This is a genomic window from Pseudomonas sp. Leaf15 (assembly GCF_001421425.1).
Classification (GTDB): Bacteria; Pseudomonadota; Gammaproteobacteria; order Pseudomonadales; family Pseudomonadaceae; genus Aquipseudomonas; species Aquipseudomonas salomonii.
Genome location: NZ_LMKI01000009.1, coordinates 86,650 through 103,196 on the forward strand (window position 1 = coordinate 86,650; position 16,547 = coordinate 103,196).

Consider the following 16,547-nt stretch of genomic DNA (forward strand, 5'->3'; position numbering starts at 1 on the left):
CATCTTTTAGGGCCTCATCGCAGGCAAGCCAGCTCCCACATTCGACTGTGTTCACACTTTCAAGTGTGAGAGCCAGCTCCCACATTTGACGGTGTTCACACATCCAATGTGGGAGCTGGCTTGCCTGCGATAGCGATCTCAAGTCACCACTGAGCCCGATGTGAGCCCAATTCCCCGGCGGGCAAATCCCACTGCAACGGCGTGCCACTGATGGTCACCGGCGCCAGCAAACGATGGGCCTGGCCCCAGGCGGTCTGCTCCACCACCAAACCCTGATCACCCGGTTCTTCGGCCCGCAACGCCGGCTGCTCCGGCACTTGCCCTGCCTCCACCAGCAACTTCGCGGTGCGCGCCAATGACAAGCGCGCCGAACCACCACGGCCGGTTTTCAGGCGTTCGCTCAAGGCTTGAATGGCACTGGCCGCCATCAAATACCCGGTCCCATGATCCAGCGCCTGCAACGGCAGCGGCACCGGTTTGTCCGCCTGTTTCCAGGCCATGCCGGCGTCGGCAATGCCGCTGCTCATCTGCACCAGGCTGTCGAAGCCGCGACGGTTACGCCACGGGCCGCTCCAGCCGTAGGCGTTGAGGCTTACGTCGATCAGGCCGGGAGCGAGGTGTTGTAAGGCTGTGGCGGTGTAGCCCAACTGCTCCAGCGCGTCGGCGCGGTAGCCGTGGAACAGGATGTCGGCGTCCTTGAGCAGGCTTTCGAACACCTGGCGGTCTTCGGCACTTTTAAGGTCCAGGCGCGCGCAGCGTTTGCCCAGGGTCATTTCCGGCACTACGCCCGGTTCGTTCCAGGTCGGCGAGTCGATGCGCAGTACATCGGCGCCCAGGCCCGCGAGAAAACGACTGGCCACGGGGCCGGCCAACACACGGGTCAAGTCCAGCACCTTGATGCCGGCGAGCGGGCGTGCCACCGAGCCGAGCCACGGTTTGTCGCCAGTGGTGTCGAAGGTCTGGCGCTGCACCAATGGCTCGGCGTTCACCGCCAACCCTTGCGGGTGGGTTTGCCAGGCCTGCCAAGTACGCATCTGCGCCGCGCAACCGCCGGCATCGACGATCGCCTGCTCCAGTTCGGCGGCGTTCCAGGCGGCGACTTTACTGGCCATCTCGGCGCGGTCATTGACCTTGCCCAGCACGCGCTCGGCGGCAGCACGGTGGTGGGGCGCATTGGTGTGCAAACGGATCCAGCCGTCGGCGCTGGCGTAGTCGCCGGCCACCGGGTCCCACAGCGGCGGCACTTGCCAGCCCACCGGGCGAATCGAGGAGGAGAACCAGAAGGAAGCGAGGCGTCGGTCCACGCTCACGCTGGGCAAGCGCCCGGTTTGTTGCTGGATAAGTTGAGCAACCGCCTGGCCGGCAGCGCCGAGGCTGGCGCTGGCCAGTTCGGTCACGGCAAAGGTCGAGGGCAGGGCGCCGGCCTCGGTGAACGTCAGTGGGGTCTGCGGTAAATCGAGTGCGGCTTGGATGGGTGTCAGCAGGTCAGTCATCAAAGGCCCTCCGTGAGAGAAGGGCCACTATAGAAGATCCTCACACGGCTGTGACCACTCCCGGCACCAACGGCAAGTCGATGCTGGCGATAAAACCGCCGTCCGGGTGATTGGCCAGGATCAGGCTGCCGCCATGGCGTTCGGCGGCGCGACGGGCAATCGCCAGGCCCAGCCCGTGGCCTTGGGCCGCTTGACCGGGCGCGCGATAAAACGGCTCGCCCAGTTGGCTCAAGTGTTCGGCTTCAACGCCGGGGCCGTGGTCGCGCACGCTGATCAGGATGCGCTCGCCCTGGTGCTGGGCGCTTAGCTCGATGGGCTGGCCAACGGGGTTAAAGCGCTGGGCGTTACGCAGCAGGTTGTCCACGGCGCGCTCGATCATGGTCGGCCAGCCCTTGAGGTGCAGCTCGGGTTCGGCGCTCAGTTGCACCACCTGTTCCGGCGCACTGAGTTGGGCATCCTTTTGTAAGGTTCTGAGCAGTGGGGTGAGGTCGACCTCTTCGGCGCTGGCGTTGTCGGCGTCCACGCGGGCCAGCACCAGAATCTCGCTGATCAGCGCTTCCAGGCGGTCGCACTCACGGGTCAGGCGCGGCCACAGGCGTTCGCGTTCTTCGGGGCCGGCGCGTTCGGCCAGGGCCAGGGCGATGCGCAAGCGGGCCAGCGGCGAACGCAGCTCGTGGGACACATCGCGCAGCAACTGGCGCTGGCTGCCGATCAGGCTTTGCAGGCGTGCGCCCATGCGGTTGAAGTCAGTGGCGAGCACGCCGAATTCATCGCGGCGGTTGGCCAGTTGCGCCAGGCTGTTTTGCTGATAGGTGGTCTGGCCCAGGTCATGCACTGCGCCGCGCAGGCGGCTGAGTGGGCGGGTAATGGACAAGGTCACCAGCAGGCTGAACAGCGTCAGCACCACCAGGGCAATGGCCAGTGCGCTCAACGGCCACATCAGGCTGCTGCGGTGCCAGGCGTCGAGCTCCGGGTTGGGGATGCGGTAGATCAGCAGGTAGGTGTCACCGGTTTTTTCACTGGTGTACTCGGCGGTCAGGCGGCGCCAGGGCAGATGGCTGTCCTGGTTGTCATTCTGGCGGGCTTCGAAGGCGGCGGCACGGCGCGGGAAGGTGCCGCGTACCACCGGGTCGCCGCTTTCGTTGAGTACCTGCACGTCGATGTGGTACTGGCGTTTGCGTTGTTGCAGCAACTCCTGGGCGGCGTCCTCACCCTGGGCTTCGTAGAGTTGCGTCCACTCTTGCGCCAGGTTGTTGAGGCCGGGATGGCGGCTGAGAATCCAGGTGTCCTGGTTGAGCATGTGCCCAAGCAGGATCGACAGCCCGGCAACCAAGGCGATGGCCAGCCAGAAACTGGCCAGGATGCGCCAGAACAATGAACGCACAGGAAACCCTCAAACAGGAAAAGCCCAGCGGCGCGAGCCACTGGGCTGGGAGGTAACGCTAGAGCATTATTGCGCTTTTTGCGGCTGTTGCGCTTTCCAGGCCTGGAATTCCTTCCACTCGGCGCGGCGCTCGGCTTGCTTCTTGACGATCTCGTCGAATTTCTTCTGTTGATCGGGTTTGAGCACGGCACGGATGTCAGCCTGGGTTTTCTGCTTGGCGGCGGCCATGTCGTTTTTCATGGCTTGCTGGTCAGCGGCCGGCAGTTTGTCCAGGTACTTGCGCACGATTTCTTTGCGGCCGTGCCACTGTTCGCCCATCAGCTTGCCGATTTGCTCGCGCTGTTCGCGGCTCAGGTCGAGCTGGCTGAAGGGGCCGCCTTTGCCACGCGGACCGTGTTCGCCGCCGTGGCCTGGGCCGCCCATCATATGGCCTTCAGGGCCGCCCATCGGGCCTGGGCCTTCTGGCGCTGCGGCCATGGCGATGGTTGGCAGGGCAGCGGCGAACATCAGAGCGATAAGGGTCTTGCGCATGGTGTTTCTCCTGTCTCTATTCCGGTGAGTCCGGATGTGAGTAGGTTACCCAGCGCAAGGTCAGCGGCGGTCAGGGGAGGGTAAAGCTTGGGTAAAGAGGGTTTTGATGTGAACTGACAAAACTGTCGGATCGATGCGATCAAGTGTGGGAGCTGGCTTGCCTGCGAATGCGGCGGGTCAGCTACATGGATGCAAGCTGACCCTGCGCTATCGCAGGCAAGCCAGCTCCCACAAGGCAATTGATCGTTCCCACGCTCTGCGTGGGAATGCATACCGTGACGCTCTGCGTCACCGGCGTACACAGCGGGACGCAGAGCGTCCCCGGCGGCATTACCACGCGGAGCGTGGGAACGATCTTTAAAGGCTGTAGTAGTAGCCGCGGCTGCGCAGCGCCACGATCCGTGGTCGGCCATCCGGGTGTGGGCCGATCTTTTTGCGCAGGTTGCTCACGTGCATGTCCAGGCTGCGATCGTACAGCGTGAGCTTGCGGCCCAGGGCGATCTGCGCCAGTTCCTGCTTGTCCAGCGGCTCGCCGGGCTGGCGCAGCAAGGCTTCGAGCAGGCGGCTTTCGGACACCGTGAGGGTGAATTCCTGCTCGTCGATGCTGACCACGCCGCGCACCGGGCTGAAGCACAAATCGCCCAGCTCCATCTGCGTCGACACCGCCGCCGGGTGGCTGCGGCGCAGTACGGCGCGCAGGCGCGCAGTCAGCTCGCGTGGGTCGCAGGGCTTGGCCAGGTAATCATCGGCACCCAGTTCCAGGCCGAGGATACGGTCCAGCGGTTCGCCACGGGCCGAGAGCATCACCACCGGCAACTCCGGGTGGTCATTGCGCAATTGCTTGAGCAACTCCAGGCCGCTGCCATCCGGCAGCATCACGTCAAGCACCACGGCGGCGGGTGCGGCTTCGGCCAGGGCTTTGCGGGCGCTCAAGCCGTCGTGGCAGGCGCGCACCTGGAAACCTTCCTGGCTCAGCCAACTGGTCAGCAGCTCACAGAGCTCCTGGTCATCATCTATCAGTAACAGCTCGCTCATGACTCACTCAATTTAGCCATTGTCGACGGCGACGGTGCCCACCGCTGGCGAAGATCCCGCACAGCAAGGCGATCAGTGCGACAGCCCCGCCGGTAACAAACCACTGTTGTTGTTCGGTCAGCCAGCGGGTCAAGGCGCCGCCTTGTGTCTCTTTGAGTTGCTGGACCAGGCGTTGGTTCTCCTGGCGCAAGCGATTCAGTTGAGCGCTTTCACGGGCATTCTCGGTGCTTTGCAGTTGTTTGCTCAATTCTTCACGCAGCCGTTCGCTTTCTTTCAAGCGTTGCTGCAACTCGGTGATCTGGCTGCCGACACTCAGGGACAAGGGCGTGGAGCTGCCGGTGTTTGAGGTTTCTTCCGCATGGGCGGTCGCCCCGATCATTAACACTGCCAACAGACACAACGGACGTAAGCGCATCGGAACTCCTGATTCCACACGAATATTCAGAACGTTGTCGGCAGGTTACCGGGAATAATGAGCAATTAGGAGCGCGCCGAACCTATCAGGTTCAGCGCCGCCGGGCTTTAAGGCAGGACTTGCTTGAACGGCTTGACCACCACATCAGCGTAGACGCCCGCTTTGATGTAGGGATCGGCTTTGGCCCAGGCCTGGGCATCGGCCAGCGAGGCGAACTCGGCAATGATCAGGCTGCCGGTGAAGCCGGCGGCGCCTGGGTCATTGCTGTCGACGGCCGGGTGTGGGCCTGCGATCACCAGACGGCCTTCGGCTTGCAGGGTTTTCAGGCGCTCAACGTGCGCCGGGCGCACGCTCAGGCGTTTTTCCAGCGAATCGGCAACGTCGGTGGCAATGATGGCGTAGAGCATGTCAGTCCTCGGTTTTCGGCGTGGTAGGGGCGGTGTCATGCAGATGGCGCGACAGGTAGATACCTTGGCCGATCAGGAACAATACGGTCATGCCCAGGCTGCCGAAGACTTTGAAGTCCACCCAGTAATCCTGGAAGGTAAAGGCCACGAACAGGTTGGCGGCGCCGCAGAACAGGAAAAACACGATCCAGGCCACGTTCAACCGCACCCATACCGGCTCCGGCAGGGTCAACGCGTGGCCCATGATGCGCTTGATCAACAGGCGGTCACCGATGAAGTGGCTGCCGATAAACACCAGCGCGAACAGCCAGTTCACCACCGGGGCTTTCCATTTAAGGAAGGTTTCGCTGTGAAAGGCCAGGGTCAGGCCGCCGAAGACCAGGCAGGCAACCAGGGTGAGCCATTGGCTTTTTTCCAGTTTGCGCTGGGAAATGAAAATGGCGCCGTAGACTACGATAGAACTGACGATCAGCACGGCAGTGGCGCTGTAGATGCCCCCGAACGAGAGCTGATGACCGGCGATATCGACGATCCTGGGGTCGAGTTTGGTAACGATGAAAAACAGCAACAGCGGGATGAAGTCGATGAATTGTTTCACAGTAAGAGCCAGAAGCTGGATGTGGCGGCATAATAACAAACATCCTTGGTAGCGAAAGCGCCAGCTGACTTGAGGTTACACACGCCCGTGAATGTTGATTTGCACTGCCACAGCACAGCCTCCGACGGCGCCCTGGCGCCCGCGGTACTGGTTGCGCGTGCGTTTGAAAAAGGCGTGCGAGTCCTGTCGTTGACCGACCACGACACCCTCGAAGGCCTCGACGAGGCACGCACGGCGGCCCATGCGCTGGGCATGCAACTGGTCAACGGCGTGGAATTGTCCTGCACCTGGGGCGGCGCCACCATTCATGTGCTCGGTTACGGTTTCGATCAAAACGCTGCGCCTTTGGTGGCGGCCATCGCTCAATTGCACGACGGCCGTTGGCTGCGGTCCGAAGAAATAAGCCGCAAGCTCAGCCTTAAAGGCATGCCCAATGCGCTCGACGGCGCCCGCGCCATCCAGCAGGAACTGGGCGACAGCGGCAACGCACCGGCCCGCCCGCATTTTGCCGACTGGATGGTGCGTGAAGGGTTCGTCAAGGACCGCGCCGAAGCGTTTCGCAAGTGGCTGGGCGCCGGCAAATTGGGTGATGTGAAGCAACACTGGCCGACCCTGGAAGACACCGTCGGTACGCTGCGCGCCGCCGGGGCCTGGGTGAGCCTGGCGCATCCCTGGCATTACGATTTCACCCGCAGCAAACGCCGCAAGCTGATTGCCGACTATATTGGAGCGGGCGGCCACGCAATCGAGGTGGTCAACGGGCATCAGCCCGCTGACCAAGTGGGCAGCCTGGCGATTCTTGCCCGCGAATTTGGTCTGCTGGTCAGCGCCGGCAGTGATTTTCATGGCCCAGGCGGCTGGTCCGAGATCGGCGAGTACCGCCAGGTCCCGGAAGACTTGCCGCTGCTGTGGGGGCGATTCAAGCATGACCCCATTATTGCCACCGTCTGAACAGGTAGAACACGTGAGTCAATTCTTCCAGATTCATCCGGAAAACCCTCAAGCGCGCCTGATTAAACAGGCCGTGGAGATCATTCGCGCCGGTGGCGTGGTGATCTACCCGACTGATTCGTCCTACGCCATTGGCTGCCAGATCGGCGACAAAAGCGCGGTTGAACGGGTCAGACGCCTGCGTGACCTGGACAAAAACCACAACTTTGCACTGATCTGCAGCGATTTATCGCAACTCGGCTTGTTCGCCAAAGTCGACACCGGCACCTTCCGCCTGCTCAAGGCCCATACGCCGGGGCCATACACCTTTATTCTCAACGCCACCCGCGAAGTGCCGCGCCTGTTGCTGCACCCCAAAAAGCGCACCATCGGCCTGCGTGTGCCCGAGCACCCGATTGCCCTGGCATTGCTGGCTGAACTGGGTGAGCCGTTGATGAGCGTGTCGCTGATTTTGCCCGGTGAAGAAGAACCGCTGTACGACCCCTACGAGATGCGCCGACTGCTGGAAAAACACGTCGACCTGATCATCGACGGCGGCTACGGCGGCAACAAGGCGTCTACCGTGATCAACCTGGCCGACGGCGAGCCGGAAGTGGTGCGCGTGGGCTGCGGCGACCCGACGCCGTTTATGGTCGAGGCCTGAATGTCGGCCGTGGAAACCGCTGATCCCCAGGCGGGCGCCCAGCAGGAACTGCCGTTTGCCATGGTGTATGGGCAGGCGGTCATGGAAATGCCGCTGGACCTGTATATTCCGCCGGATGCGCTGGAAGTCTTCCTTGAAGCCTTCGAAGGCCCGCTGGACTTGCTGCTGTACCTGATCCGCAAACAGAACATCAATATCCTCGACATCCCGGTGGCGGAAATCACTCGCCAGTACATGGGGTATGTCGAGTTGATGCAGTCGGTGCGCCTGGAGTTGGCCGCCGAGTACCTGGTGATGGCCGCCATGCTCGCCGAGATCAAGTCACGCATGCTGTTGCCGCGCGCCGAGACTATCGAGGCCGAAGAAGACGACCCGCGTGCCGAACTGATCCGTCGCCTGCAGGAATACGAACGCTTCAAGGCCGCCGCCGAAGGCATCGACGGCTTGAGCCGCGTGGGTCGTGATGTGCTGGTGCCCAAGCTCGACGCCCCGGAAGCCCGGGCGCGCAAGCTGTTGCCGGACGTGAGCCTGGAAGAATTGCTGATGTCCATGGCCGAGGTATTGCGCCGTGGTGACATGTTCGAAAGCCACCAGGTCAGCCGCGAAGCGCTGTCGACCCGCGAGCGCATGAGCGATGTGCTGGAGCGCCTCAAGGGCGGCGGGTTTGTGCCGTTTGTCGAGCTGTTTACCAAAGAGGAAGGGCGCCTGGGGGTGGTGGTGACCTTTATGGCCATCCTTGAACTGGTCAAGGAATCCTTGGTCGAGCTGGTCCAGAATGAGCCTTTTGCGGCTATCCACGTGCGGGCGCGAGCCGAATAAAGAGCTGAATCGATGAATCTGACTGAACCCCGCGAACTGGCACCCTTGCTGGAAGCCTTTCTCCTGGCCTCGGGAAAACCGCAATCGCTGGAACGCCTGTTCGAGTTGTTCGAAGAGGCCGAGCGCCCTGAACCACCGGTGTTCAAGAAGGCGCTGGAGATTCTGCGCAAGTCCTGCGATGGCCGCGCCTTTGAACTGCGCGAAGTGGCGTCAGGTTATCGCTTGCAGATCCGTGAGAAATTTTCCCCGTGGGTCGGCCGGTTGTGGGAAGAGCGCCCGCAGCGTTATTCCCGCGCGATGCTGGAGACCATGGCGCTGATTGCCTATCGCCAGCCGATTACCCGGGGCGAGATTGAGGATGTGCGGGGCGTGGCGGTCAACAGCCATATCGTCAAGACGCTGCTGGAGCGCGAGTGGATCCGCATCGTCGGCTACCGCGACGTGCCCGGCAAACCGGCGATGTTCGCCACCACCAAGGTGTTCCTCGATCACTTCAACCTGAAAAACCTCGACGACCTGCCACCGCTTGCCGAATTGCGCGAGATGGAAGCCGAGCCGGTGCTCGACTTCGACGACGCGCCGGTGCCGGCCAGCCTGCAGGAACTGGCCGACGCCACCGCCGAGCCGGAAGAGCCGAAGGACGAAACCAGTTTCCATACCTTGCTGCTTGAGCTGGATGATATGGAGCAGGGCATCAAGACTGACTTTGATGATTTGTTGCGTGACGGCGCGGCTGAGCCGGAAAGCCAGGTGAACGTTGAGGGTGAGGTGGAAGTCGAACCCGAACCCGAACCCGAACCCGAACCCGAACCCGAAGAAGACATCCTCGGCGTGGCCGAAGCCCGTGAAAAGCTCCTGGCCGCTGTTGCCGCCCTTGAACAGCCGCCTTTGAGCGACGAAGAAGACGAAGCCCGGGCGCTGGCTGAAGCCATCGAGGCCGAACGCCGACAGTTCGAGGACTGACCCGCTCTGCCAGACACATAGATCGTTCCCACGCTCTGCGTGGGAATGCCGCCTCGGACGCTCCGCGTCCGCTTGTGACGCGGAGCGTCACGGGATGCATTACCACGCGGAGCGTGGGAACGAGAGCCGTAATGATGAGTTCCACCAAAGACCCTTGCATCAGCATCTGTAAATTCACCGACGACATCTGTGTCGGCTGTGGCCGCAGCAAACGCGAAATCCGCGCCTGGAAGAAGCTCGACAAAGCCGACAAACGCACCGTTCTGGCCGAAGCCGAGCTGCGCCTGCTGGCCCTGGGCGCCACCGGTCGGCGGAAAAGCAAATGACTTGGGCCTTATCGACTAGTCTGTGATGCGAAACCTGCGCCATGCGCGTATGATTCGCGACCCTTTGCCGAGCTATTCGGCCAAAGCCCCGCTTTCAACACTCTTCAGGCCACGCCTGAATCGACCCACCGGGAGGTGCTTAAGATGAACGACCAAGACCAGAACGACAGCCAGGAAATCGGCCCAGCAGGCGAAAAACTGCAAAAGGTGCTGGCGCGTATCGGCGTGGGCTCACGCCGCGACGTCGAAGCCTGGATCACCCAGAAGCGCATCAAGGTCAATGGCGTCGAGGCTACCCTCGGCCAGCGCGTCGACCTGCACGATGCAATCACCATTGATGGCAAGGTCATCAAGCGTGAAGAGGCCGCCGAATCGGTGCGCCGCGTGATCATGTACAACAAGCCCGACGGCGAGATCTGCACCCGTGACGACCCGGAAGGCCGTCCGACCGTGTTCGACAAGATGCCCAAGCCCAAAGAAGGCCGCTGGATCAACATCGGCCGCCTGGACATCAACACCACTGGCTTGCTGATGTTCACCACCGACGGTGAGCTGGCCAACCGCCTGATGCACCCGTCCTACGAGATGGACCGTGAGTACGCTGTACGTGTACGCGGCGAAGTCGATGACGAGATGATCGAACGCCTCAAGGCTGGCGTGGTGCTGGAAGACGGCCCGGCCAAGTTCACCGACATCAAGCAGGCACCCGGTGGCGAAGGTTTCAACCACTGGTACCACTGCGTGGTGATGGAAGGCCGTAACCGTGAAGTCCGTCGCCTGTGGGAATCCCAGGGCCTGGTGGTCAGCCGCCTGAAGCGCGTGCGTTTCGGCCCGGTGTTCCTCAACTCCGACCTGCCGATGGGCCGCTGGCGCGAAATGAGCCAGTACGAAGTCGACATCCTCAGTGCCGAAGTCGGCCTGACGCCGGTGGCCATGCCGCAGATGAACGCCAAGAGCAAAGACAAGCTTGAGCGTATGCAGCGTAAATCCTCGCGTCCTGTGGCGCGTACCGAGCGTGTTGCCCGCACCTTGCGCCCGGCGCTGAATGCACCGGCGACCGGTGGGCGTATCTCCCGTGAGCCGCACATCGAAGGCGAGCGTCGCCCAACCGCGCCATCGCGTCAGGAAGGCGATCGTGCGCCACGCACCCCGCGTCCTGCCCGTGGTGAAGCGCCAAGCGGTGGCCGTAGCAACCGTGGTGAAGCGGACCGCCCAGCGGACAACGCCAGCACCAAGCGCCCAGCCAAGCCAGCGGCGAACAAGCGTCCAGGCCCAAAACTGGTCGCCGATGAGCCGTCGGGCAAGCGCCGTGGCGCCCCGGCAGGTTCGGGTCAGCGTCCGGGTTTTGGTCGCAAGAAGCCGCAGTGATTTAACCGCTGTATAAAAAAACGCCAACCCTCGGGTTGGCGTTTTTTTTTGCCCTTGATTTGAAATGCTTTCAAGTGTGGGAGCTGGCTTGCCTGCGATGCAGACACCTCGGTTTACCAGGCAAACCGCAGTGATGCTATCGCAGGCAAGCCAGCTCCCACAGGGATCCGCTTTGTTTCAACGAGGTGTGTTTAGAACGCAAATCTGCCATCAAACACGGGCTTGTCATCCAGCGCCAACACGCCACTGGCGAAGATCAGGTCCAGGTGATGGCTGCCTTTCTGCCCGCCACCCAAGCCCAGGTGCAGGCCGCAATGGCGCTCTTCGAAGCCGGCATTGCGCGCATACAAGTCTTTCACGCCTTCATTGGTGCCAATCCCCAATTCCTCCACGCGCCGGTTGGACGGGTTGGCATTCAGGTACTTGTTGAAATCATCCGCCAGCCCCGGCACGTCGCTGGCCACGCTGCAAACCGTCGAGTTCTCGATCCACAGTTCCAACGGTGATTGCAGCACGCCGTATTTGCGCGCAAACGGAATGGTGCTGAGGAAGGTGCCGACAAACCGCACCTGACCATTGATGGCCTCGCTGTGGGTGGCGATTTCGCCCGGTGCCAGGTCGTGGTTGCCGACCCCGTTGATATTGGTCCACTTCTTGATGCTGCTCAGCGGCGCCTCAAGGCGGGAGCCGTGTTTGTCGGTAAAGCTCAGCACGTTGGCCTGGGACATGCGCCGGATCAGCGTAGCGTTGAGGTCGGCGATGCGCTGCGGCTCGACGCTGAAGGTGTCGTAGAAATAGTCGCCATAATCCTTGAACAGCAGGGATTTCTTCCAGTGTTCGGCCATTACGCCTTGCAGGGCGCGAATAAAGTCCGGGCCTTCGGCACGTGGGTTGGGCAGAGTCGAAGAGTCATACAGAAACAGGTACAGGTCGCAGGCTTCGATGGCGTGGGCCAGGGTGTCGCTGGGCGTCAGGTCCAGCCGTTGGCATTGGAAATTGAAGCGTGCGGCGCTGCTGTGGGTGATCGCTTCGGCGATGGCATCGTAGCGTTCGGTATGGCCCAGCAACACCGTAGGGCGGCTCAGGCCGTTGAGTGCCGGATGGTGCGCAAGGTAGTAGAGAAAGTGTTCGACGGCGCGGGCCTTGTCCATGACGGGTGTCCTTCTGTGCCTTGGGTAAGGGGGCAGGTGCCGTGCACAGCACCTGCCGGATGCCTGCCGGGTGTTAGAAAGGCCACATCGCGGTGCCAAAGGGCACAACGGCATCGGCTTGCATCATTTCAACGGCGGCCTCATGGGTCGGCGCTTCAAACCAATCGTCGAGTTGCAGTTCGGTTTCCAGGTCGTTTTCCAGTGCTTGCATGGTGTATCTCCTAGAGGACGTTGTTTGAGAACGGCTTGCCAACGGGCTTCGCTGGCAAGTGAAAGAACCTAGGAGAGAGTGTTTGAAAATGCAAAATATTTATTGACACGGTTTCATTTGCATTTTTTCTTCTGTTTTTTCGGTGTAATTCTTTATCGAGAAAAAACAGCCAATTGGCTGAACCGATTCTTCAGACGCGTCCCACTGACAGTTTTCCGTTAACCGACGAAAAAGTCTGGCTGTAACGCTGGCTTTCCGGGGTGTAACGATAGTTTTACGAGTTTGCCCAGGCATTGCGCAGTGCCGTCCCGCTGTAAGGATTAGCTGACAGTTTGTCGCGTGCACCCTGTTGGGGCGTGCTGAAGCTGTTGAGCGGTGTACAATGCGCCGCGTTTTACTGTGACCCCCCTTGCGTATCCACGCATAAGGCCAAGACCTCAGGGTTTACCCACCCTGATCACTCCGTCCGGCCACGAGTCGGACGGGTTCGATTTCGTCACAGATAAAAACAAACAGGTGACGCATGACCGTTAGAAAGACGCTGTACTCCTGGTGCCTGCGCTGGGGTTTGAGCGGCGCTGCTTGAGTCGGTAATTCAAGGCAGCAACCTGCATTCGACATTCTCAAACCTTGCGTGAGACCCTTTTCATGAGTGGACCCCAATCTTCTTCAGGCGAGCTGAAACGCGGCCTGAAAAATCGGCATATCCAGTTGATCGCCCTCGGTGGCGCCATCGGCACCGGCCTGTTCCTGGGCTCGGCCGGCGTGCTCAAATCCGCCGGCCCGTCGATGATCCTGGGTTATGCCATCTGCGGCTTCATCGCCTTCATGATCATGCGCCAGCTCGGCGAAATGATCGTCGAGGAGCCGGTCGCCGGTTCCTTCAGCCACTTTGCTCACAAGTACTGGGGCGGTTTCGCCGGCTTCCTGTCGGGCTGGAACTGCTGGATCCTGTACATTCTGGTGGGCATGTCGGAGCTGACTGCGGTCGGCAAGTACGTGCACTACTGGTGGCCGGAGATCCCGACCTGGGTTTCGGCGGCGGCGTTCTTCGTGTTGATCAACCTGATCAACCTGGCCAACGTCAAAGTCTTCGGTGAGGCCGAATTCTGGTTCGCGATCATCAAGGTCGTGGCCATCGTCGGCATGATTGCCCTGGGCAGCTATTTGCTGGTCAGCGGCAGCGGCGGCCCGCAAGCGTCGGTGAGCAACCTGTGGGACCACGGTGGGTTCTTCCCCCATGGCGTCGGCGGTTTGGTGATGGCCATGGCGATCATCATGTTCTCGTTCGGCGGCCTGGAAATGCTCGGCTTTACCGCTGCCGAGGCCGACCAGCCCCGTACGGTGATCCCCAAGGCGATCAATCAGGTGATCTACCGCATCCTGATTTTCTACATCGGCGCCCTGGTGGTGCTGTTGTCGCTGACGCCGTGGGACAGCCTGCTGGCGACCCTTAACGCGTCCGGCGATGCCTACAGCGGCAGCCCGTTCGTGCAGGTGTTCTCGATGCTGGGCAGCAACACCGCCGCGCACATCCTCAACTTCGTGGTGCTGACGGCGGCCTTGTCGGTGTACAACAGTGGCACCTACTGCAACAGCCGCATGCTGCTGGGCATGGCCGAGCAGGCCGACGCGCCCAAGGCACTCGCCAAGATCGACAAGCGCGGCGTGCCGGTGCGCTCGATTCTTGCCTCGGCGGCGGTCACCCTGGTGGCGGTGCTGATGAACTACTTCATCCCGCAACACGCGCTGGAGTTGCTGATGTCGCTGGTGGTTGCCACCCTGGTAATCAACTGGGCGATGATCAGCTTTTCGCACTTCAAGTTTCGCCAGCACATGAATCGCACCGGCCAGGTGCCGTTGTTCAAGTCGCTGTGGTATCCGTATGGCAATTACATCTGCCTGGCGTTCGTGGTGTTTATCCTGGTGATCATGCTGATGATTCCGGGGATTCAGGTGTCGGTGTTCGCCATCCCGGTGTGGGTAGCGTTCATGGCGGTGTGTTACTGGATCAAAAACAAGCGCAGTGCTGAAGCCACATTGACCACGGCGAGTGCAGCGCTGAAGTAAGCGGCGTTCCATCGGTGATTAATACCCCTCTATTGAGGGGTATTTTTTTTGCGATGAGATTTATCGGCTGTTTGCAATAACGCCACTCATGTAGTCGTTCAAGTCGCGAAAATCCTTGACGCTCCAGGCATGCGGCGCAACCTTCACACCATTGTCTTGCAGGGTTTTGGGGATCAGGTTGCCATTGGGGCGAAGGATCACCGAAGACACAATAACCCCCGGATAATCCGCCAGCCGTTTTTTGAAAGCCGGTGTGGTGAGGTCCGGCGTGGGCGGGCTGCTTTTCCTGGCCAATGGCCCGCTGGCCTTGAGGTCTGGGCCGTGGCACATGGCGCATCGCTGTGAATACAGGTTTTTGCCGTTGGCAGTGTCTGCAAAGGACTGTGACGTTTGAATGAGTGATAAAGTGCCGAGCACAGTGATGAATAGCCTTTTCATGGTCCTGCGTCCTTGTTGTTTATGTGGTTGTCGCCCGTTGCCTAAGGTTTTTGATTGATGCTGGTAATTTCCAACAACGTGCACCTGCCCGATGCCGAGATCGAGTTGACCGCCATTCGCGCCCAGGGCGCCGGTGGGCAGAACGTCAACAAGGTGTCGAGCGCGGTGCACCTGCGGTTTGATATCCCGGCTTCATCGCTGCCGGAGTTCTACAAGGAGCGTTTGCTGGCACTGCGTGACAGTCGTATCACCAGTGAAGGCGTGCTGGTGCTCAAGGCTCAGCAATACCGCACTCAGGAACAGAACCGTGCCGATGCGCTGGAGCGCCTGGTGGAGTTGATCCTCAGCGCCACCAAGGTCGAGAAGAAGCGCCGCCCGACCAAACCCACCCTGGGTTCGAAAAAGCGTCGCCTGGAATCCAAGACCAAGCGCGGCAGCATCAAGGCCGGGCGCGGCAAGGTCGACTTCTAGGCGCCTCTCGCCTCGCGGGCCTTGGGTGCTTGTCGGTACAAATACACACTCAACAGTAAGCCGCCGACGGCAGCCAGGGCAGCAAACAGGAAGATCGACGCAAAGCCGAAGCCTGCCGCCACCGCCCCGGCCAGTGGGCCGGTGATACCCAGCGACAAATCGATAAACAGCGAATAAGCCCCCACCGCCGCGCCACGGCTGGACGCAGGCACCAGGTTGACGGCTTCTACGCCGAGAGCTGGAAACACCAGCGAAAAGCCAAACCCGCTCAACGCCGCACCGGCCAGCGCCCATTGCGCGTCGGGTGCCAGCCACAGTAACAGCAGGCCGAGGGCTTCTACCGACAGGCAGGCAATCGCCACACGGAAGCCGCCGATCCGGTTGATCAAATTGCCGAATAGCAGGCGCGCGCCGATAAAACTGGCGCCGAACAGGCTCAATGCCCACACCGCGTTGTCCCAACTCTGGGTGGTGTAATACAGCGTGATAAAGGTGGCGATGGTGCCAAAACCAATCGAACCCAACGCCAGGGCGCAGCCGTGCGGCAGCACGCGCCCCAGTACATTCATGAAGGGCAGGCGCACGCCGGCCACAATCGGCGCGGCTTCCTTGTTCCAGGCCAGCAGCACGCCGAGCACCGCCAGCAGGATGATGCTGACGCCCATGCTCCACAGCCCCAAGTGGCTGACCAGCAGCACACCCAGCGGCGCACCGATGGCCAGCGCGCCGTAGCTGGCGATGCCGTTCCACGAGATAACCTTGGCTGTATTGGCGGCGCCGACCCGGCCGATGCCCCAGCCGATGGCGCCGGAGCCCACCAGGCTTTCCGCGCTGCCCAGCACCAGCCGGCCAATCAGCAGGCTGATCAAGCTGACGCCCGGCAGGCTGGAGAACCATGCCGCCAGCAACATGAACACGCCGCTCAGGCCGCAACCGACCAAGCCGATCAGCACCGCGCGCTTGCTGCCCAGGTTATCGATGATTTTGCCGGCATACGGACGGCTCAGCAGCGTGGCCAGATATTGCACGCTGATCACCAAGCCCGCGATGACCGCGCCATAGCCCAGTTGGCTGTGCACGTAACCTGGCAATACGGCCAGAGGAATGCCGATGTTGAGGTAGCCAATAAAGGTAAACAGCACGATAGAAACGACTTGCAGCGTGACCGCCATGGGGCGCTGGGTATCTGGCATGGGGGAAGTCCACCGTCGCAGCAGGTAAAGATAGGCTGCTAATGATACCGATGCTTTGGCTTGGGCAGGGCGGTAAAAAG

19 protein-coding genes are annotated in these 16,547 nt (G+C 61.3%); 8 read left to right on the top strand and 11 right to left on the bottom strand.

The annotated features are described in order from the left end of the window. Positions 1 to 143: 143 nt before the first annotated feature. From ASE80_RS08960 to ASE80_RS08990, 7 genes are all read right to left on the bottom strand, one after another. Positions 144 to 1,493, bottom strand: coding sequence for a CoA transferase (locus ASE80_RS08960; RefSeq protein ID WP_056858598.1), 1,350 nt, complete (start codon positions 1,491 to 1,493; stop codon positions 144 to 146). A 40-nt stretch (positions 1,494 to 1,533) separates the two neighbouring features. Then, entirely contained in the window at positions 1,534 to 2,877 is a 1,344-nt protein-coding gene (locus tag ASE80_RS08965; RefSeq protein ID WP_056858599.1) for a sensor histidine kinase, read from the bottom strand. A gap of 66 nt (positions 2,878 to 2,943) precedes the next feature. After that, the gene (locus tag ASE80_RS08970) at positions 2,944 to 3,408 is read right to left on the bottom strand and encodes an LTXXQ domain protein (RefSeq protein ID WP_056858600.1); all 465 of its coding nucleotides are present in this window, start codon (positions 3,406 to 3,408) and stop codon (positions 2,944 to 2,946) included. Between the two features lie 357 nt (positions 3,409 to 3,765). Next, positions 3,766 to 4,443: a response regulator transcription factor gene (locus ASE80_RS08975; protein WP_056858601.1), complete on the bottom strand. Its 678-nt coding sequence runs from the start codon at positions 4,441 to 4,443 to the stop codon at positions 3,766 to 3,768. Positions 4,444 to 4,450: 7 nt separating this feature from the next. Beyond that, the gene (locus ASE80_RS08980) at positions 4,451 to 4,858 is read right to left on the bottom strand and encodes a hypothetical protein (RefSeq protein ID WP_056858602.1); all 408 of its coding nucleotides are present in this window, start codon (positions 4,856 to 4,858) and stop codon (positions 4,451 to 4,453) included. Positions 4,859 to 4,965: 107 nt separating this feature from the next. Then, the gene (locus ASE80_RS08985; protein WP_056858603.1) at positions 4,966 to 5,265 is read right to left on the bottom strand and encodes a YciI family protein; all 300 of its coding nucleotides are present in this window, start codon (positions 5,263 to 5,265) and stop codon (positions 4,966 to 4,968) included. Between the two features lies 1 nt (position 5,266). Then, on the bottom strand, positions 5,267 to 5,863 hold the full coding sequence (locus tag ASE80_RS08990; protein ID WP_056858604.1) for a septation protein A: 597 nt from the start codon (positions 5,861 to 5,863) through the stop codon (positions 5,267 to 5,269). 87 nt (positions 5,864 to 5,950) lie between these two features. Between ASE80_RS08990 and ASE80_RS08995 the strand changes: the two genes are divergently transcribed. From ASE80_RS08995 to rluB, 6 genes are all read left to right on the top strand, one after another. After that, positions 5,951 to 6,814 carry a PHP domain-containing protein gene (locus tag ASE80_RS08995; protein WP_056858605.1) on the top strand — a complete coding sequence of 288 codons (864 nt, stop codon included), beginning with the start codon at positions 5,951 to 5,953 and terminating at the stop codon, positions 6,812 to 6,814. Between the two features lie 13 nt (positions 6,815 to 6,827). After that, positions 6,828 to 7,457: an L-threonylcarbamoyladenylate synthase gene (locus ASE80_RS09000; protein WP_017139161.1), complete on the top strand. Its 630-nt coding sequence runs from the start codon at positions 6,828 to 6,830 to the stop codon at positions 7,455 to 7,457. 120 nt (positions 7,458 to 7,577) lie between these two features. Further along, positions 7,578 to 8,276, top strand: coding sequence for a segregation and condensation protein A (locus ASE80_RS09005; RefSeq protein ID WP_170875849.1), 699 nt, complete (start codon positions 7,578 to 7,580; stop codon positions 8,274 to 8,276). A 12-nt stretch (positions 8,277 to 8,288) separates the two neighbouring features. Continuing rightward, positions 8,289 to 9,239: an SMC-Scp complex subunit ScpB gene (gene scpB / locus ASE80_RS09010; protein WP_056858607.1), complete on the top strand. Its 951-nt coding sequence runs from the start codon at positions 8,289 to 8,291 to the stop codon at positions 9,237 to 9,239. A gap of 134 nt (positions 9,240 to 9,373) precedes the next feature. Beyond that, positions 9,374 to 9,565 carry a DUF1289 domain-containing protein gene (locus ASE80_RS09015; RefSeq protein ID WP_016973229.1) on the top strand — a complete coding sequence of 64 codons (192 nt, stop codon included), beginning with the start codon at positions 9,374 to 9,376 and terminating at the stop codon, positions 9,563 to 9,565. 144 nt (positions 9,566 to 9,709) lie between these two features. Beyond that, a complete protein-coding gene (rluB, locus tag ASE80_RS09020; protein WP_056858608.1) occupies positions 9,710 to 10,933 on the top strand; it encodes a 23S rRNA pseudouridine(2605) synthase RluB in 1,224 nt (407 codons plus the stop codon). Between the two features lie 191 nt (positions 10,934 to 11,124). On the opposite strand, the gene ASE80_RS09025 is transcribed toward rluB, so the two are convergent. Further along, the gene (locus ASE80_RS09025; protein ID WP_056858609.1) at positions 11,125 to 12,084 is read right to left on the bottom strand and encodes a hypothetical protein; all 960 of its coding nucleotides are present in this window, start codon (positions 12,082 to 12,084) and stop codon (positions 11,125 to 11,127) included. 73 nt (positions 12,085 to 12,157) lie between these two features. Continuing rightward, the gene (locus tag ASE80_RS31110) at positions 12,158 to 12,295 is read right to left on the bottom strand and encodes a hypothetical protein (RefSeq protein ID WP_003175756.1); all 138 of its coding nucleotides are present in this window, start codon (positions 12,293 to 12,295) and stop codon (positions 12,158 to 12,160) included. 648 nt (positions 12,296 to 12,943) lie between these two features. Between ASE80_RS31110 and ASE80_RS09035 the strand changes: the two genes are divergently transcribed. After that, positions 12,944 to 14,365: an amino acid permease gene (locus ASE80_RS09035; RefSeq protein WP_056858610.1), complete on the top strand. Its 1,422-nt coding sequence runs from the start codon at positions 12,944 to 12,946 to the stop codon at positions 14,363 to 14,365. Between the two features lie 60 nt (positions 14,366 to 14,425). Here ASE80_RS09035 and ASE80_RS09040 read toward each other — a convergent pair whose 3' ends face one another. Further along, a complete protein-coding gene (locus ASE80_RS09040; protein ID WP_056858611.1) occupies positions 14,426 to 14,803 on the bottom strand; it encodes a c-type cytochrome in 378 nt (125 codons plus the stop codon). 57 nt (positions 14,804 to 14,860) lie between these two features. Between ASE80_RS09040 and arfB the strand changes: the two genes are divergently transcribed. Beyond that, positions 14,861 to 15,274, top strand: coding sequence for an alternative ribosome rescue aminoacyl-tRNA hydrolase ArfB (gene arfB / locus ASE80_RS09045; protein WP_016975416.1), 414 nt, complete (start codon positions 14,861 to 14,863; stop codon positions 15,272 to 15,274). On the opposite strand, the gene ASE80_RS09050 is transcribed toward arfB, so the two are convergent. Next, positions 15,271 to 16,467, bottom strand: coding sequence for an MFS transporter (locus tag ASE80_RS09050; RefSeq protein WP_056858612.1), 1,197 nt, complete (start codon positions 16,465 to 16,467; stop codon positions 15,271 to 15,273). The genes arfB and ASE80_RS09050 overlap by 4 nt on opposite strands. Positions 16,468 to 16,547 lie beyond the last annotated feature (80 nt).

Bases quoted from the DNA above. Each gene is read 5' to 3' on its own strand.
- ASE80_RS08970 (WP_056858600.1), bottom strand. From the start codon at position 3,408: ATGCGCAAGACCCTTATCGCTCTGATGTTCGCCGCTGCCCTGCCAACC.
- ASE80_RS09025 (WP_056858609.1), bottom strand. From the start codon at position 12,084: ATGGACAAGGCCCGCGCCGTCGAACACTTTCTCTACTACCTTGCGCAC.
- rluB (WP_056858608.1), top strand. From the start codon at position 9,710: ATGAACGACCAAGACCAGAACGACAGCCAGGAAATCGGCCCAGCAGGC.
- ASE80_RS09015 (WP_016973229.1), top strand. From the start codon at position 9,374: ATGAGTTCCACCAAAGACCCTTGCATCAGCATCTGTAAATTCACCGAC.
- ASE80_RS08985 (WP_056858603.1), bottom strand. From the start codon at position 5,265: ATGCTCTACGCCATCATTGCCACCGACGTTGCCGATTCGCTGGAAAAA.
- ASE80_RS09035 (WP_056858610.1), top strand. From the start codon at position 12,944: ATGAGTGGACCCCAATCTTCTTCAGGCGAGCTGAAACGCGGCCTGAAA.
- ASE80_RS09050 (WP_056858612.1), bottom strand. From the start codon at position 16,467: ATGCCAGATACCCAGCGCCCCATGGCGGTCACGCTGCAAGTCGTTTCT.
- ASE80_RS09040 (WP_056858611.1), bottom strand. From the start codon at position 14,803: ATGAAAAGGCTATTCATCACTGTGCTCGGCACTTTATCACTCATTCAA.
- arfB (WP_016975416.1), top strand. From the start codon at position 14,861: ATGCTGGTAATTTCCAACAACGTGCACCTGCCCGATGCCGAGATCGAG.
- ASE80_RS08980 (WP_056858602.1), bottom strand. From the start codon at position 4,858: ATGCGCTTACGTCCGTTGTGTCTGTTGGCAGTGTTAATGATCGGGGCG.
- scpB (WP_056858607.1), top strand. From the start codon at position 8,289: ATGAATCTGACTGAACCCCGCGAACTGGCACCCTTGCTGGAAGCCTTT.
- ASE80_RS08975 (WP_056858601.1), bottom strand. From the start codon at position 4,443: ATGAGCGAGCTGTTACTGATAGATGATGACCAGGAGCTCTGTGAGCTG.
- ASE80_RS31110 (WP_003175756.1), bottom strand. From the start codon at position 12,295: ATGCAAGCACTGGAAAACGACCTGGAAACCGAACTGCAACTCGACGAT.
- ASE80_RS08960 (WP_056858598.1), bottom strand. From the start codon at position 1,493: ATGACTGACCTGCTGACACCCATCCAAGCCGCACTCGATTTACCGCAG.